The sequence below is a fragment of the Mycobacterium montefiorense genome, from assembly GCF_003112775.1.
Lineage (GTDB): Bacteria > Actinomycetota > Actinomycetes > Mycobacteriales > Mycobacteriaceae > Mycobacterium > Mycobacterium montefiorense.
On record NZ_BFCH01000018.1, the window covers coordinates 983801 to 999225 of the forward strand.

Sequence of the window (15425 nt, forward strand, 5' to 3'; positions counted from 1 at the left end):
CATGAATCGCGGCCCAGGTAAACATCGTCTGCACGACGCATGGTGGACGCTGATGCTGTTCGCGGCGATCGGTGTGGTTGTCCTCGTGACGGCAATGTCCTTCAGCGGCACGCTGCGGTCCTACGTGCCGGTGACGCTTACCTCGGACCGCTCCGGGCTGGTGATGGACACCGGCGCCAAGGTCATGATGCGCGGTGTGCAGGTGGGTCGCGTCAATCAGATCGATCAGACCAATCAGGACAAGGCGGGCTCCAGCATCAAACTGGAGATCGAGCCCGATCAAATCCGTTACATCCCCGCCAATGTCGAGGCACGGATCAGCGCCACCACTGCATTCGGAGCTAAGTTCGTCGACCTGGTGATACCGCAAAACCCCAGTCGTGCGCGGCTGTCCGCCGGAACTGTATTGCATTCGAAGAATGTCAGTACGGAGATCAACACCGTGTTCGAGAACGTCGTCGACCTGCTCAACATGATCGATCCGCTGAAGCTGAACGCGGTGCTGACCGCCGTCGCCGATGCCGTGCGCGGGCAAGGCGAACGAATAGGCACCGCCACCACCGACCTCAACCAGGTGCTGGCGGCACTCAACGCGCGCAGCGAAACCATCCGCCAAGACTGGCGATCACTGAAAGACTTCGGCGACACCTATAATGTTGCCGCCCAAGATATCCTGACGATCCTGAATGCCGCCAGCACGACGAGCACGACCGTCGTGAACCATTCCGGTCAACTGGATACTCTGCTGCTCAATGTAATTGGCTTGTCGAGCAGCGGGGCCAACCTGCTCGGATACAGCAGAGACAATCTCGTCGCATCGGTCAATAATCTCGAGCCGACCACCAACCTGCTACTCAAATACAACCCCGAGTACACCTGCTTCCTGGAGGGCACCGAGTGGTTTCTCGACAATGGTGGCTACTCGGCGTGGGGTGGCGCCGATGGCCGGACGTTGCAACTCGATGTCGCGCTGCTGCTGGGTAACGACCCGTATGCCTTTCCCGACAACCTGCCGCTTGTCGCCGCCAGGGGCGGCCCCGGCGGAAAGCCGGGGTGTGGATCCCTGCCGGATGCCACCAAGAACTTCCCGGTGCGCGAACTCGTCACCAACACCGGATGGGGGACCGGCCTCGATATCAGGCCCAACGTCGGCCTCGGGCATCCCTGCTGGGCCGACTACTTCCCAGTGACCCGCGCCCAGCCCAAACCGCCGTCGATCCGCCAGTGCATTCCCGGACCGGCAATCGGACCGAACCCCGGGGGCCCGCCATACGGCGCGGCGCTGTATGGACCGGGCGGAGTGCCGCTGTGGCCAGGGGTGCCGCCGGCCCCACCACCGGCCCCACCGCCGGCCGAGCCCGGCCCGGCACCGCCTCCGTAAGCCCGAACGAGACCACCAAAGACATAGCAGGAGAAGAACTATGCAGGAAAACCTGAGGGGCGTCGTACTGCGCCTCGGCATTTTCCTGTCGGTTTGTCTGCTGACCGGGGCCTTGCTGGTTGCCGTCTTCGGGGAAGCCCGTTTCACCGACGGCAACACGTACTACGCCGAGTTCACCAACGTGTCCAACCTCAGGGAGGGCAAGCTGGTCCGCATTGCCGGCGTTGAGGTCGGCAAAGTCGAAAAGATCACCATCAACCCGGACGCGACGGTGGCCGTTGAGTTCACCGCCGACAATTCGGTCACCCTCACGCAGGGAACCCAAGCCGTGATTCGATACGACAACCTGTTCGGCGACCGTTACCTGGCACTGGAAGAAGGAGCCGGCGGGCTGGGCATACTCAAACCGCGCCAAACGATTCCGCTGGCCCGCACCAAACCGGCGCTGGATCTCGACGCCCTGATCGGCGGTTTCAAGCCACTGTTTCGTGCGCTGAATCCCGAGCAGGTCAACGCGCTCAGCGAACAGCTGCTGCAGACATTCCAGGGGCAAGGCCCCACGATCGCGTCATTTCTGGATCAGGCAGCGGCCGTGACCAACACACTGGCCGACCGCGACCAGCTCATCGGACAAGTAGTCAATAACCTCAACGTGGTGCTTGGTTCGCTTGGCGGCCAAAGTGATCGGCTGGATAAAGCGGTGGCGTCGCTGTCGCAGCTGGTGCACGGGCTCGCCGAACGCAAGGCTGACATCTCCAACGCGGTGGCGTACACGAACGCGGCCGCCGCCTCGATTACCGACCTGCTGTCGCAAGCCCGAGCACCGCTGTCGAAAGTGGTCCACGAAACCGACCGGGTCGCCGACGTCGCACTCACCGACCACGACTATCTCGACAATCTGCTCAATACGCTGCCGGACAAGTATCAGGCGCTGGTCCGCCAGGGGATGTATGGCGACTTCTTCGCCTTCTACCTTTGCGATGTCGTGCTCAAGGTCAACGGCAAAGGCGGGCAGCCCGTGTACGTCAAGGTGGCGGGTCAGGCCACCGGGCGGTGCGCACCGAAATGAAATCGCTCGCTGAACGCAACCGCCTGGTCATCGGCTCGGTCGGCATCGTGACCATCGCAGGAGCCGTAGTGGGCGCCCTGCAATACCAGAAGCTGCCCTTCCTCGATCAGGGCAACAGTGTCTCAGCGTATTTCGCCGACGCGGGCGGGCTGCGAACCGACAACACCGTAGAAGTCTCGGGCTACCCGGTGGGAAAAGTGTCCAGCATCGAACTCGACGGGCCTGGCGTATTGGTCAAGTTCAAGGTTGACAACGACGTTCGACTCGGAAACCGCACCGAGGTGGCGATCAAAACCAAAGGCCTGCTGGGCAGCAAGTTCCTCGACGTCATACCGCGGGGCGAGGGCCGTCTCGACGGAGCCATCCCGATGGAGCGGACAACGTCGCCCTACCAGTTGCCAGATGCATTGGGTGACTTGGCCACCACGATCAGCGGACTGAACACCAACCGGCTGTCCGAATCGCTGGACACCATGGCGCAAACCTTTGCCAATACGCCGGCGGATGTCAGGACCGCGCTCAAAGGGGTTGCCCGCCTGGCCCAAACGCTCGACGAGCGCGACACCCAACTGCGAAACCTGCTGGACAACGCGGCCAAGGCGACGGGTGTGCTCGCCAAGCGCACCGACCAGATCGTCACGCTGGTGCGCGACACCAACGCGGTGCTGGCACAACTGCGGACGCAAAGTGCTGCCCTGGAACAGATCTGGACGAATATCTCGGCAGTGTCGCGGCAATTACAGGGCTTCATCGCCGAGAACCGCCAGCAGCTCCGGCCCGCGCTGGAAAAACTCAACGGGGTGTTGGCGATCGTCGAAAAGCGCAAGGAACGAGTGCAGCAGGCCATCCCAATGATCAACTCCTATGTCATGTCGCTCGGCGAGTCGCTTTCGTCCGGTCCCTTCTTCAAGGCGTACGTAGTGAATCTGCTGCCGGGACAGTTCGTTCAGCCGTTCATCAGCGCCGCATTCTCCGACCTGGGACTGGACCCAGCGACCTTGCTCCCGTCACAGCTGACCGACCCACCCACCGGCCAACCCGGCACTCCCGCGTTGCCGGTCCCATACCCGCGGACCGGACAGGGCGGTGAGCCGCGGTTGAATCTGCCCGACGCCATCACCGGCAATCCAGGCGACCATCCGTGCGGTCTGCCCGGCGTGCCGCTACCGGGCCCTGGCTGCTACCCCTACCGGGAGCCACCCCCGGCCCCACCACCCGGCGGTCCGCCGCCCGGGCCCCCGGCTCTGGCGCCGGGAGGCCAACCGTGACAACGAAACTCCGGCGGGTTCGATCCGTCTTGGCGTGCACCTTGATCTTGGCGCTCGTCGCGGGAGTGATCGTCGCGATGCGAACCGCGGGCGAGGCTGCCAGCACGGTTGTGGTCGCCTACTTCGACAACAGCAACGGCGTGTTCGCCGGTGACGATGTCCGCATCCGGGGTGTACCGGTGGGCAAGATACTCAACATCGAACCGCAGCCGCTGCGGTCCAAGATCACGTTCTCATTCGACCGCACACACAAGGTTCCGGCCGATGCGAAAGCCGCGATCCTGTCGCCGCAACTGGTAACGGGCCGGGCTATCCAGCTGACGCCACCGTATACCGGCGGGCCCGTCCTGGCCGACGGCGCGGTCATCGGCCAGGACCGCACCGCAGTACCGGTCGAGTGGGATGACTTGCGTACCCAACTTCAACGGCTGACCGAATTGTTGAAACCCACCCAGCCCGGCGGCGTGAGCACGCTGGGTGCTCTCATCAATACCGCTGCCAACAACTTGCGCGGCCAAGGCCCCACCATCCGTGACACCATTATCAAACTGTCGCAGGCTGTTTCGGCGCTGGGCGACCACAGCAAAGACATCTTCTCCACCCTGAAAAATCTCTCGACGCTGGTGACCGCGCTGCACGACAGTGCGGATCTGCTCGAGCAGCTGAACCACAACTTGGCGGCGGTGTCCTCGGTGCTGGCCGACGACCCTAACAAAGTCGCTCAAGCGGCCGAGGACCTGAATGCGGTGGTCGGCGATGTGCAGAGCTTCGCCGCCGAGAACCGCGAGACACTCGGCACCACATCGGACAAGCTGACGTCAATCAGCAAGGTGCTGGTCGGCAGCCTCGACGACATCAAGCAGACATTGCACATCAGCCCGACGGTGTTGCAGAACTTCAACAACATCTTTGAACCGGCCAACGGTTCGCTGACCGGCGCGCTAGCGGGCAACAACATGGCGAACCCCATCGCCTTCCTGTGCGGCGCAATCCAGGCGGCCTCCCGGTTAGGTGGCGAGCAAGCCGCGAAACTCTGTGCGCAATACATGGCGCCGATTGTGAAGAACCGTCAGTACAACTACCCACCGATCGGGGAGAACCTCTTCGTAGGTGCGCAGGCGAGGCCCAACGAAGTTACCTACAGCGAGGATTCGATGCGCCCCGACTTCGTCCCGCCGGCCACGAATGCGCCGCCGGCGGCCCCGGGCCCGCCGGTGATCCAGACGTTGCCGACCGACCCCGCCGCCGGTCTGCGCGGCATCATGATGCCGGGGAGCGGCTCGTGAGAATCCGCCACTTGCGCCGCGCAGCGGTAAGCATCTTGACGAGCGTGCTTGTGACCGGGGTGTCCGGATGTGGTTGGCACGGCTTGAATTCGCTGCCGCTGCCCGGCACGCAGGGCGACGGGCCGGGGTCCTTTGTGATCCAGGCACAGATGCCGGATGTCAACAACATTCAGCCGAACTCCCGAGTCCGCGTTGCCGACGTGACGGTCGGCCACGTGACGAAAATCGAACGACAGGGCTGGCACGCATTGGTGACCATGCAACTCAATGGCAACGTCAGCCTGCCCGGCAACGCAACAGCCAGAATTGGCACGACCAGCCTGCTGGGCTCGTACCACATCGAGCTGAGCTCTCCGAAAAACGAAGCGCTGCAAGGTAAGTTGCGCGACCGATCTGTCATTCCGCTGGCCCGGGGTGGCGCCTACCCGAGCACCGAGCAGACGTTGGCGGCGTTGTCCTTGGTGCTCAACGGTGGCGGACTAGGTCAGGTACAAGACGTCACCGAGGCGTTGAGCACCGCATTTCGCGGCCGCGAGCACGACGTGCGCAGCCTGATCGGGCAGCTGGACAAATTCTCCGCATACCTCAACGACCAGTCCGGCGACATCATCGCGGCCACCGAGAGCCTGAACCGCGTGGCCGGGAAGTTCGCTGCGCAGCAACCAGTCCTGGATCGGGCCCTGGCGACCGTGCCCGATGCGCTCGCAGTCCTCAACGACGAGCGGGACAAGCTCGTCGAGGCGGCAGATCAGTTGAGTAAATTCAGTGCGCTGACCGTGGATTCGGTCAACAAAACCAAAGCGAACCTAGTCAAGGAACTACAGCAAGTCGGCCCGGTACTGGAGTCGCTCGCCAACGCCGGGCCCAGCCTGACCCGGTCGCTTTCGTTGTTGGCCACCTTCCCGTTTCCGAACGAGACATTCCAGAATTTCCAGCGCGGCGACTACGCCAACCTGACGGCAATCGTCGACCTCACGCTCAGCCGAATCGACCAGGGCCTGTTCACCAGCACTAGATGGGAGTGCCATTTGACCCAGCTCGAGCTGCAGTGGGGCCGCACCATCGGCCAGTTCCCCAGCCCGTGCACCGCGGGCTATCGGGGCACCCCCGGCAATCCGTTGACGACGGCGTACCGCTGGGATCAGGGGCCCTAGATGCTGCATCTACCTCGACGAGTGATCGTTCAGCTGGCCGTCTTTACCGTGATTGCGCTGGCCGTGCTGGCAATCACGTTCCTGCATTTCGTCAAGCTGCCGGCCATGTTGTTCGGCGTCGGCCGCTACACGGTGACGATGGAACTGCCGGAGTCCGGCGGGCTATACGGCACCGGCAACGTCACTTATCGCGGCTTCGAAGTCGGCCGGGTGGAATCGGTGCGGCTCACCGATACGGGCGTCCAAGCGGTGTTGTCACTGAAATCCGGCATTGATATTCCGTCGGACCTCAAAGCCGAGGTGCACAGCCAGACGGCGATCGGCGAATCCTATGTCGAGTTGTTGCCGCGCAACGCCACCGCGCCGCCGCTGAAGGACGGTGACGTGATCCCGCTGGCCGATACCTCGGTGCCACCGGACATCAACGCCCTTCTCAGCGCGACGAACACCGCTTTGGGAGCAATACCTCACGACAATTTGAAAACCGTCGTCGACGAGTCGTATGCCGCGGTAGGCGGACTGGGTCCGGAGCTCTCCCGGCTGATCATCGGAACATCGGAGCTTGCGTCGGATGCCCGCAAGAATCTCGACCCGATGGTGGCGCTGATCGACCAAGCTCAACCGGTGCTCGATTCGCAGAGCCATACATCCGACGCGATCGCGGGGTGGGCATCACACCTGGCCACGGTCACCACCGAATTGCAAACGCACGAACCAACTGTCGCCCGGGTGATCGACCAGGGCGGTCCCGCCTTGGGGGAGATGCGTCAACTGATCGAGCGCGTGCAACCGACCTTGCCGATCCTGCTGGCCAACCTCGTCAGCGTCAGCCAGGTTGCGCTCACTTACCAAAACGACATCGAACAGTTGTTGGTGGTGTTCCCGATGGCCATCAGCGCCGAGCAGGCCGGCATCCTTGCCAACCTGAACACCAAGCAGGCGTATCGGGGTCAGTATTTGAGCTTCAACCTCAACCTCAACCTGCCGCCACCGTGTTCTACAGGGTTCCTGCCGGCCCAGCAGCAGCGCGTCGCCTCGTCCGAGGACTACCCGGGCCGCCCGGCCGGCGATCTGTACTGCAGAGTGCCGCAGGACTCGCAGCTCAACGTCCGCGGGGCGCGCAACATCCCGTGTGAAACCGTGCCCGGCAAGCGCGCGCCCACCGTGAAGTTGTGCGAGAGCAACGAACAGTACGTGCCACTCAACGATGGCTACAACTGGAAAGGCGATCCCAACGCAACGTTGTCCGGCCAGGACATCCCACAGCTGCCACCTGGACCACCACCGCGCGCGACGGGTCCCGTTGAACCCGCGCCGGCGCCGCCGCCCATCGCCGCCGCCCAGTACGACCCGGCCACCGGCACCTATACGGGACCCGACGGCCGTCAATACACGCGATCCGACCTGGCCGCGACCGCGCCGAAAGACAAGACATGGCAGGCGATGTTGCTGCCACCGGGGAACTGACGACGATGACACAACTCACCAAGCACGACGTCGATGGAGGACGGTATGTCGGTAATAGCTGATTCCGAACCGGCCGTGGCGGTCGACCTTCCCACGGCCGACCTCGAGCACCGGATCGCTGAATCCGATGCGGCCGAACCGGATAGCGCGCCGCAGACCAGAGCGAGCAAGACAGGGCCGGCGATAGTGTTCGGCGTCGTGGTCACCGTTGCACTCGCGATACTGCTGTGCTGGCTGGGATTCCGCGTCCACCAGTCACAGCAGGCGCAAGCCCAACGTAGTCAGTTACTGCAAGTGGCCAGGCAGGGCGCGTTGAATCTGACGACCATCGACTGGCGGCATGCCGATGCTGATGTGCGTCGCATTCTGGACAGTGCGACTGGCGAGTTCTACAACGACTTCTCGAAGCGCTCACAGCCTTTCATCGAAGTACTTCAGCAAGCCAAGGCCACCACCGTCGGCACCATCACCGAGGCGGGGCTGGAATCGCAGACCGCCGACACCGCCCAGGCACTGGTGGCCGTGTCGGTCCAGACGTCGAATGCCGGTGAAAACGACCCGGTTCCGCGGGTCTGGCGAATGCGGATCACCGTCCAGAAGGCCGGGGATCAGGTCAAAATCGCTAACGTCGGATTCGTGCCATGAGCACGATCGAATCGCCACTTGTCGGCGAGCATGATGAAGCCGACTCGCAGCAGGCAGCGGCCGGACTCGACACGCTCGATTCCGATCCAAGCCCAGCGCCGGGGCGGCGTCGCATCCGCTGGTCGAGGGTGATCGCCTACGGGCTGCTGCCGGCACTGGCGTTGTCGCTGGCTTCTGTTGCAGGCCTTCTGAAATGGCGGGATGCCTGCGTCCGCGACGCCGCAGTCGCCCGCGCGGAATCCGTGCAAGCCGCCACCGACGGCACCGTCGCGCTGCTGTCCTACCGGCCCGACACCGTGCAGAAGGACCTCGAAGCCGCGCGGGGGAGGCTGACCGGTACCTTCCTGAACGCCTACACACAACTGACCCACGACGTGGTAATCCCCGGATCAAAGCAGAAGCAGATCTCCGCGGCGGCCACCGTTGCGGGCGCGGCATCGGTAGCTGCCGCCGCTAACCACGCCGTCGTCCTGCTCTTCGTGAATCAAGCCATCATCGTCGGCAAGGACGCGCCCACCAACACCGCATCCAGTGTTCGCGTTACCCTCGATAAGATCGACGGGCGTTGGCTGATCTCACAATTCGACCCGGTGTGAGCTGACCACGATGCAGCGCCACCGCACTCTCGAAAAGCTGTTCGCAGCTTTAGCTTTGGCGGCCGCGTTGTTATCGGCGACGGCGGTGGCACCCAGTGCACACGCCGATGTGGTGGCCTATCTGGTCAACGTGACGATGCGTCCCGGCTACCACTTCGCCAATGCTGACGCCGCCTTGAGCTACGGACATGGCATCTGCGACAGGGTATCTCAGGGCCGCGGCTACGCAGATGTCATGGGCGATGTTAAGGCCGACTTCAACACCACTGACGAATACCAGGCCTCGTACCTGATCAGTCAGGCGGTCAACGAGCTGTGCCCGGCACAGATCTGGCAGTTGCGAAACTCGGCGGCACACTATCGGCCGCCGGCCGCGACCAGCTGATGGAAAGGAACAACGATATGCGGTATCGATCACTGACCCTGTTTGCATTGATTCCGATGGCAACCGGGGCGGTCTGCGGCGCGCCCGCGGCGCGCGCCGACAACAAGCGACTCAACGACAGCGTGGTGGCCAACGTATTTACCGTTCAGCACCAAGCCGGCTGCACCAACGACGTCAGGATCAACCCGCAGCTACAACTGGCCGCCCAACGGCATACCCTCGATGTGCTGAACAACCGAAACCTCAACGACGACATCGGCTCTGACGGATCCACGCCACAAGACCGCGCCAACGCCGCCGGCTTCCACGGGCGGGTGGCCGAGACCGTGGCGATCAATCCCGCCGTGGCCATCAGCGGCGTCGAGCTGATCAACCAGTGGTATTACAACCCCGGGTATTTCGCGATCATGTCCAACTGCGCCAACAGCCAGGTCGGAGTGTGGTCGGAGAACGCCCCGGACCGCACCGTCGTGGTGGCCGTGTACGGACAATCGGAACGGCCTGCCGCCGCCGCACCGAGGGAAACACCGCCGCCCGCGGTGGCGCTACAGCAGAACGTGCCGCTCGATCCCAGCCCCGACTACGACGCCAGCGATGAGGTCGAATACGCCATCAACTGGCTGCCGTGGATCCTGCGCGGCGTGTATCCACCGCCCGCCATGCCGCCGCAGTAGCGTTGACGCTCAGCTGGGCGTCAACGTAAACGGCAGCCAGTAGATACCCGGGCCGTCTCCGGGGCATCCGGGGGCGTCGACGGTGAAAGTTCGCTCCCCATGGAAACTTCCATCTCCGTTGGGCATCAGGAAATCGGACCGCCGGGTGTGGACCAAGCTGGCGTCGTCGCAGTGGAACGGATAGTCCGAGCTCGATACCCACCTGTCGTTGGCCCACTGGTAGTCGAACAAGCTTGGCGCATTGGGGTTGTCCGCCAACCTGTCCATCAACAGCCAGTGCGCGACGCAGCCGGACGCATCGCATGTGGTGGTGAAGCTGGCGCCCTGCGCCGACGGGTCCGAAGCCCGCGGTTGGCCATTGAACGTCTGCTTCGAGTGATCGAGGAAGGTGTTGTACGCCCCATACAACGGCACCGGTTGCGGCCGGTCGGCGCCGGCTGCCGGTGCGGCGACGACGGCGATGAGCAGGGCGAGGCACGCAGCTCGCGCCGGGTACGCAATTGTCATCGGCGGTACCTTATCCCGATCTTGCGCGGAGTTGCCCGCAATAGCGAGAATCCGTTTGCAGCGCCGGACTTTCGCCACTTGTGAGCTGTGGTGTCGGTGCAAACGCGTGTTAGCCTGACGGTTCCCGTCGCGTTAGCCTCGGGCTCGGCATACAAAGGAGTATCGCGCAATGATGCGTAGCACCAACCTTGCGGCGGCAGCCGTGGCCGTGGGCCTGATGAGCGTCCTGGCAACCGGGTGTAGCAGCAAATCGACCGTGAAACCCGACGGGGCAGCACAGTCGGTGGTTGACGTCGTCTCCAAGCAGACCGGTTTCCATCCCGGCGATGTGCACTGCCCGGACGGGGTAGAGGCCAAAGTCGGTGTGCAGTTCGACTGCCACTTCACCGGCCCGGAGGGCAAGGAGTACACCGCGAACATGAAGATCACCAAAGTCAACGGCGCCGAGGTCGATTTCGCCGTCAACAGTCATCCAAGCTAGGCCTGGGCTGGCCGGAATCGATTCGCGGTCGCGGCCAGCACCTCGCGGCAACCCGTCCACATTTGGTTGATGATCTCGGCGGCCGGTGGGAGGTCGTCGATCCTGCCGGCGACCTGACCGGTGTTGGCGACGCTGGCGTCCATATCGCCCTCGAAGTAGAGTCGCTGCACGCGTTGCAGTGCCGCGCCACCCTCCTCGAAAGAGGCTGACTTATCCAGCTTTTCGGCGGCCGGGGTCCGGATGACACGCATCATCCGCTTGCCGTCGAGCGGGAGAAGCACGGTCGCGGTTTCGTCGGCGCGCACGACCGCTTGCTTGAGGTTGCCGTGCACCGGCGAATCCGCCGAGGCCAGCAACCGCGTGCCCATCTGCACGGCTTCGGCGCCGAGCACGAACGCGGCCGCCATTGATCGGGCGTCGCAGATCCCTCCGGCGGCCACGATCGGGACGTCGACGTGAGCGGCCACCAATGGCAGCAGCACCATGGTCGAAGCCCCGAATCGGTTCTTGAATCCGCCCCCCTCCACCCCCTCGACGACCAGCCCGTCGACCCCGGCATCGATGGCCTTTTTCGCCGCGGCCAGCGTGCCCACGACGTGGAACACGGTGATCCCGGCATCGTGGAGCCGATCGGTGAATAGCGAGGGGCTCCCGGCCGAGGTCGTCACAAAGCGAATGCCGTTGGCGACGAGCAGGTCTACCACCGTCAGGTCACGGTTGAACAGCAGCGCGATGTTCGCACCCACCGAACCGCTGGTGAGACCGCGCACGCGTTTCACGTCGGCGCGGCCCCGATCGGAGGTGGTCTCGATGATGCCCAACGCCCCGGCATTGGACACCGCGGCGGCCAGCTGGGCGCCGGCGATGTAAGTCATCGGCGCCTGAATGATCGGAATATCGATCTGCGCGAGTTCGCAAACCCGATTGGTTGCGGGTTCGCCCCGGCGGGCGGTCATCGGTCCCGCGGATCGACGAGTTCGCGGAAACGCTCCGCCGCAAACACCGAGGCGCCCAGGCTCCGCACCCGGTCGCTCAGCACCCGATCGGACGTCACGACCTGGATATCGTCCGGTCTGGTGGCGGCGTGAACCAGTCGGACGATCTCGTCGTCGGCCGAGTTCGCTCCTGCTTTAGGCGCATGCGCGACCTCGATCACCGTCGAAGTGACGGCGGTCGAAGGCGGCCGCTCGAATACCACCGTCACCGTGTCTCCTTGCGTGCAGGCCCATCTGTCCAACTTGTCTACCAAAGCGACCATGGCGCGGTAGCGATCCCTCCACCAACCGTCCGGGCGACTGCCGATCACGTTCATACCGTCGACGATCCACCGCACCAACCCACAGTAAGACCGGACTGCCGGCACAAATCCACCGCCGCCCCATTGCCCCGGCCGCACACCGCCGGATCAGGTCGAGATTCTGCGCGGCAATGGTTTTCATCACGACGGCATCGGAACGCCACATCGTGGTCTGGCCGGCCGGCAGAACTGGGGGAGATACACCTGAATCGGGTGCCGATTTCGATGGCTAGACACTTTGAGTAATTGGTACGGTCACCGGTATCAGTGTCCCGGGTTTGACAAGGAGAGAGCGCCAATGACGTCGTTAGCCGATACGAGCGACCGTGTGGTCTCGCTGGCGCGCGGCATGCGCGACCTCGTGGGAGCGCAGGCCGCGGAGTCCGAACGGATCCGGACCCTGTCCGCGCCAATCGTGGCTGAGATGTGGGCCAGCGGGCTGATGTCCTCGTTCAACCCCGCGGTGGCCGGCGGTGTGGAGCCGTCCTTCACCGAGATGATCGAGACATGGATCGAAATGGCTTGGCAGGATGGCTCATTCGGATGGGTCGGCATCGCCAACCTGCCGTCGTCGTTCGCCGCGGCAGCCTATCTGCCCGACGAAGGTTTCGCCGAGGTGTTCACCGCTCACGGCAACCGCGTGACCATGGGCGGCCAGTTCTTTCCCAACGGACAGGGCACAGTCGTCGACGGCGGATTTCTGCTGAACGGAGCGTGGAGCTTCGGTTCCGGCATCGGCCACTCCGAATACGTCGCGGCCGGATTTCTGCCGTTGGATAACGGTGAGATGCGCTGGATCAGTGAGGGCCTGCCCGAGATGCACGTAGCCGTGCTGCCCCGAGACCAGGTCAGCTTCAACGACGGATGGCACGTACAGGGGCTCAAAGCAACCGGTTCCTACGACTACAGCGTCACCGACGTGTTCGTCCCGGCCAGCCGCACCTTCGAACTGTTCAGCCGCCAGCCACGCCGTGGGACCTCGCCGGCCACCCGGATGGGGCTGATGCCCGTCACCGCCGCTGGTCACGCGTCGTGGGCACTGGGCGTGGCCAAGAGCATGCTCGACGACGTCCAGGAACTGGCCGCCACCAAATTCCGGATGAGCGACATGGCATCACTGGCTAGTCGCCCCACCTTCCAAAAGGGGCTCGCACACCACCGGGCGGCCTGGCGAGCCGCCCGGCTTCTGGTGCTCGACGCCTTCACCACAGCCGAAGCGGCCGTGGCCGCCGGCGAAGATCTCACCCCAGCCCTGCGTGCGGACATGCGAGTGGCCGCCGTCTACGCCACCGACACCGCCCGAAACTGCGCCGAATGGGCGCACCTGGTCGCCGGGACCAGCGCGATCCGCGAGGGCACTCGCCTCGAACGCGCCTTCCGTGACATCTACACCGGAACCCAGCACGCCTTCATCAGCGAGAAAGTGGCCATCGACGCCGCACAAATATGGCTCGGCATTATCGAAGATCAACCAGGGCTGTAAACCGCTGTCGCGCAGGTTCTCTCAGAGCAGCCGCTCACCAGCAGCATCGGAAATCTCGCGGTCCGGGTCATTCTCGTCGCCGGTCAACGAGGATGCCAGTGCCGGTCCGGCGCCGCCCGCGGCCGCTCCGCCCGCCGTAGCGCCGCCGACGCCGCCCTGACCAGCCGAGCCGAGGGAACTCAGCGTGCTCAACGGGGCGCTGCCGGCACCGAGCAGCGTTGACGCGGCGTTCGCTACCGCGGGCATCGAAGCTCCGCCGGTCGACGGGGTCGGCGACACGGCACCTGCGATCAAATTGGCCATCGCCGGGGTGCGGGCCGGCGTTCCTGCCACGCCGGGCACCGCTTCGGCACGTAGCAGCCGCGCACCCGTACTCGGGCCCAGCGGGTTCGCCCACGGGCCGCCCACGCTGCCGAATTCGATGGCGCCACTGCGTGCCGCATTGGCCTCCAGGTGGCCGGCGGCCGTCGCGTCGACCTGCGCGTACATCCGGGTGATGTTCACCAGCGCCGCACCCATGCGTGAAATCTCCTCGTGTGCCGCGGCGTGGGCGGTCAGCGTCATGCTGGCCTCGACGCCAAACGCCATCGCGGCCTGCATCGAGATCTCCTCGGCACCCGCGGGCACCAGCGCGGTGATCGACGGCGCAGCGGCCGCACCTGCGGTGATGGCACGAACACCCATGTCCGTCAATTGCCCACCGATGACGGCAACAGCCGGATCGTGGGACATGGATGTCATGTACGTCCTGCTCCTAGGTATTGGTGCGCACACCTTGGCGGAATGCATTCATTCTACTGAGGCGCCCGGCCGCCAGGTGCACAAATCTCGGCCGCACTGCGACCGGGGATCCGGTCACAGGTAAGTCAACAATCGATCGGTGAATTCCTCGGGATGTTCTCGGTGCATGAAATGCCCACCGGGGACCTCCTCGACGATGTACTCGCCCTCGAACATCCGCGCAGCGCCGCGATAATCCGAGGGCTCGGCGACCGGATCATCCAGTCCGGCAAAGGCGACCGTCGGCACCTTGATCCGGGTTTTCAATGACGCACTCGGCAAGGGGGAGAGCTTTCGGTAGTAGCCGAAGGCGGCGTGCAGGCTCGCCGGATTCGCAAAGCTCGCGCGCACGGCATCGAACTCGCCCGGATCAGGGTTCCACAGCGGCGACCATCGCCGGTAGATCGCGGGCAGCGCCGCGAAGTCGTTGCGCGCGAAGCGTTTCGCCGCACCCGGCAGCTTGTACGCCACGAAATGGCGGACGCCCCAAGCCTTGCGCAGCGTTGGCTTGAGCGCCGCCGGATGTGGAATGCCGATGACGAAAAGCCTTGTCACCCGATCCGGGGCGAGTGCGGCCGCGCCGTAGGCAGCCGATGCCCCCCAATCGTGTCCGATCACGATGGCGTCGCGCGCCCCGAGCGCTTCGATCAACGCCAGCGGATCACGGGCCAAGGTTTCTTGATCGGGGTCGCGATCCGGGATCCCGCTGGGGTCATATCCCCGCATATAGGGGCTCACCACGCGATAGCCCTTCGCGGCGATTCGCGGGCGCAGCTGGTCCCAGGAATGGGCGGTGTCGGGGAACCCGTGCAACATCAGCACGAGAGGCCCCGAACCCTCGTCAAGACAGGCGAATCTGACCCCGTTCGCCTCGACGAAAAGCATCGAATCAGCCATGACTTGGGCGACGTTACGCCGATCGTCGCGGTCCGGCGAGCTCAGGCTCACGCCG

The 15425-nt window shown here is 64.3% G+C and carries 17 protein-coding genes; 12 read left to right on the forward strand and 5 right to left on the reverse strand.

Going from position 1 to position 15425, the window contains the following annotated elements:
• The first annotated feature begins 1 nt into the window (after position 1).
• The 10 genes from DB708_RS17060 (at position 2) to DB708_RS17105 (ending at position 9925) form a co-directional block, all read left to right on the forward strand.
• On the forward strand, positions 2-1381 hold the full coding sequence (locus DB708_RS17060; protein ID WP_108923745.1) for an MCE family protein: 1380 nt from the start codon (positions 2-4) through the stop codon (positions 1379-1381).
• 40 nt (positions 1382-1421) lie between these two features.
• Entirely contained in the window at positions 1422-2450 is a 1029-nt protein-coding gene (locus DB708_RS17065) for a virulence factor Mce family protein (RefSeq protein WP_108923747.1), read from the forward strand.
• Entirely contained in the window at positions 2447-3718 is a 1272-nt protein-coding gene (locus tag DB708_RS17070) for a virulence factor Mce family protein (protein WP_108924369.1), read from the forward strand. The genes DB708_RS17065 and DB708_RS17070 overlap by 4 nt, the downstream gene beginning before the upstream one ends.
• Complete coding sequence (locus tag DB708_RS17075) at positions 3715-5004, forward strand: virulence factor Mce family protein (RefSeq protein WP_108923749.1); 1290 nt, start codon at positions 3715-3717, stop codon at positions 5002-5004. The genes DB708_RS17070 and DB708_RS17075 overlap by 4 nt, the downstream gene beginning before the upstream one ends.
• Positions 5005-5036: 32 nt before the next feature.
• Positions 5037-6158, forward strand: a complete 1122-nt coding sequence (locus DB708_RS17080) for a virulence factor Mce family protein (protein WP_201263555.1) — start codon at positions 5037-5039, stop codon at positions 6156-6158.
• Entirely contained in the window at positions 6159-7625 is a 1467-nt protein-coding gene (locus DB708_RS17085; protein WP_108923753.1) for an MCE family protein, read from the forward strand.
• Between the two features lie 45 nt (positions 7626-7670).
• Positions 7671-8270, forward strand: a complete 600-nt coding sequence (locus DB708_RS17090) for a mammalian cell entry protein (RefSeq protein ID WP_108923755.1) — start codon at positions 7671-7673, stop codon at positions 8268-8270.
• 113 nt (positions 8271-8383) lie between these two features.
• Entirely contained in the window at positions 8384-8866 is a 483-nt protein-coding gene (locus DB708_RS17095) for a hypothetical protein (RefSeq protein WP_108924370.1), read from the forward strand.
• Positions 8867-8876: 10 nt separating this feature from the next.
• Complete coding sequence (locus tag DB708_RS17100) at positions 8877-9251, forward strand: DUF732 domain-containing protein (RefSeq protein WP_108923757.1); 375 nt, start codon at positions 8877-8879, stop codon at positions 9249-9251.
• Between the two features lie 17 nt (positions 9252-9268).
• Positions 9269-9925 carry a CAP domain-containing protein gene (locus tag DB708_RS17105; protein ID WP_108924371.1) on the forward strand — a complete coding sequence of 219 codons (657 nt, stop codon included), beginning with the start codon at positions 9269-9271 and terminating at the stop codon, positions 9923-9925.
• Between the two features lie 9 nt (positions 9926-9934).
• On the opposite strand, the gene DB708_RS17110 is transcribed toward DB708_RS17105, so the two are convergent.
• Entirely contained in the window at positions 9935-10432 is a 498-nt protein-coding gene (locus DB708_RS17110) for an MBOE_33420 family protein (RefSeq protein WP_108923759.1), read from the reverse strand.
• 169 nt (positions 10433-10601) lie between these two features.
• Between DB708_RS17110 and DB708_RS17115 the strand changes: the two genes are divergently transcribed.
• Positions 10602-10913: a DUF4333 domain-containing protein gene (locus tag DB708_RS17115; RefSeq protein WP_235616799.1), complete on the forward strand. Its 312-nt coding sequence runs from the start codon at positions 10602-10604 to the stop codon at positions 10911-10913.
• On the opposite strand, the gene DB708_RS17120 is transcribed toward DB708_RS17115, so the two are convergent.
• Both DB708_RS17120 and DB708_RS17125 read right to left on the reverse strand, forming a co-directional pair.
• Complete coding sequence (locus DB708_RS17120) at positions 10910-11869, reverse strand: NAD(P)H-dependent flavin oxidoreductase (protein WP_108923761.1); 960 nt, start codon at positions 11867-11869, stop codon at positions 10910-10912. The two genes, DB708_RS17115 and DB708_RS17120, sit on opposite strands and share 4 nt — an antisense overlap.
• Positions 11866-12246, reverse strand: a complete 381-nt coding sequence (locus DB708_RS17125) for an NYN domain-containing protein (RefSeq protein WP_201263539.1) — start codon at positions 12244-12246, stop codon at positions 11866-11868. Before DB708_RS17125 ends, DB708_RS17120 begins: the two co-directional genes overlap by 4 nt.
• Positions 12247-12508: 262 nt before the next feature.
• On the opposite strand from DB708_RS17125, the gene DB708_RS17130 reads away from it, so the two are divergent.
• Positions 12509-13693, forward strand: coding sequence for an acyl-CoA dehydrogenase family protein (locus DB708_RS17130; protein WP_108923763.1), 1185 nt, complete (start codon positions 12509-12511; stop codon positions 13691-13693).
• A gap of 21 nt (positions 13694-13714) precedes the next feature.
• Here the strand turns inward: DB708_RS17130 and DB708_RS17135 are convergent, their stop codons facing one another.
• Together DB708_RS17135 and DB708_RS17140 are read right to left on the reverse strand one after the other, a co-directional pair.
• The gene (locus DB708_RS17135; protein ID WP_165839841.1) at positions 13715-14434 is read right to left on the reverse strand and encodes a PE family protein; all 720 of its coding nucleotides are present in this window, start codon (positions 14432-14434) and stop codon (positions 13715-13717) included.
• A gap of 114 nt (positions 14435-14548) precedes the next feature.
• Positions 14549-15421: an alpha/beta fold hydrolase gene (locus DB708_RS17140; protein WP_165839842.1), complete on the reverse strand. Its 873-nt coding sequence runs from the start codon at positions 15419-15421 to the stop codon at positions 14549-14551.
• Between the last annotated feature and the right edge of the window lie 4 nt (positions 15422-15425).

Bases quoted from the DNA above. Each gene is read 5' to 3' on its own strand.
- DB708_RS17090 (WP_108923755.1), top strand. From the start codon at position 7,671: ATGTCGGTAATAGCTGATTCCGAACCGGCCGTGGCGGTCGACCTTCCC.
- DB708_RS17105 (WP_108924371.1), top strand. From the start codon at position 9,269: ATGCGGTATCGATCACTGACCCTGTTTGCATTGATTCCGATGGCAACC.
- DB708_RS17135 (WP_165839841.1), bottom strand. From the start codon at position 14,434: ATGACATCCATGTCCCACGATCCGGCTGTTGCCGTCATCGGTGGGCAA.
- DB708_RS17085 (WP_108923753.1), top strand. From the start codon at position 6,159: ATGCTGCATCTACCTCGACGAGTGATCGTTCAGCTGGCCGTCTTTACC.
- DB708_RS17120 (WP_108923761.1), bottom strand. From the start codon at position 11,869: ATGACCGCCCGCCGGGGCGAACCCGCAACCAATCGGGTTTGCGAACTC.
- DB708_RS17060 (WP_108923745.1), top strand. From the start codon at position 2: ATGAATCGCGGCCCAGGTAAACATCGTCTGCACGACGCATGGTGGACG.
- DB708_RS17115 (WP_235616799.1), top strand. From the start codon at position 10,602: ATGATGCGTAGCACCAACCTTGCGGCGGCAGCCGTGGCCGTGGGCCTG.
- DB708_RS17100 (WP_108923757.1), top strand. From the start codon at position 8,877: ATGCAGCGCCACCGCACTCTCGAAAAGCTGTTCGCAGCTTTAGCTTTG.
- DB708_RS17065 (WP_108923747.1), top strand. From the start codon at position 1,422: ATGCAGGAAAACCTGAGGGGCGTCGTACTGCGCCTCGGCATTTTCCTG.
- DB708_RS17130 (WP_108923763.1), top strand. From the start codon at position 12,509: ATGACGTCGTTAGCCGATACGAGCGACCGTGTGGTCTCGCTGGCGCGC.
- DB708_RS17110 (WP_108923759.1), bottom strand. From the start codon at position 10,432: ATGACAATTGCGTACCCGGCGCGAGCTGCGTGCCTCGCCCTGCTCATC.
- DB708_RS17070 (WP_108924369.1), top strand. From the start codon at position 2,447: ATGAAATCGCTCGCTGAACGCAACCGCCTGGTCATCGGCTCGGTCGGC.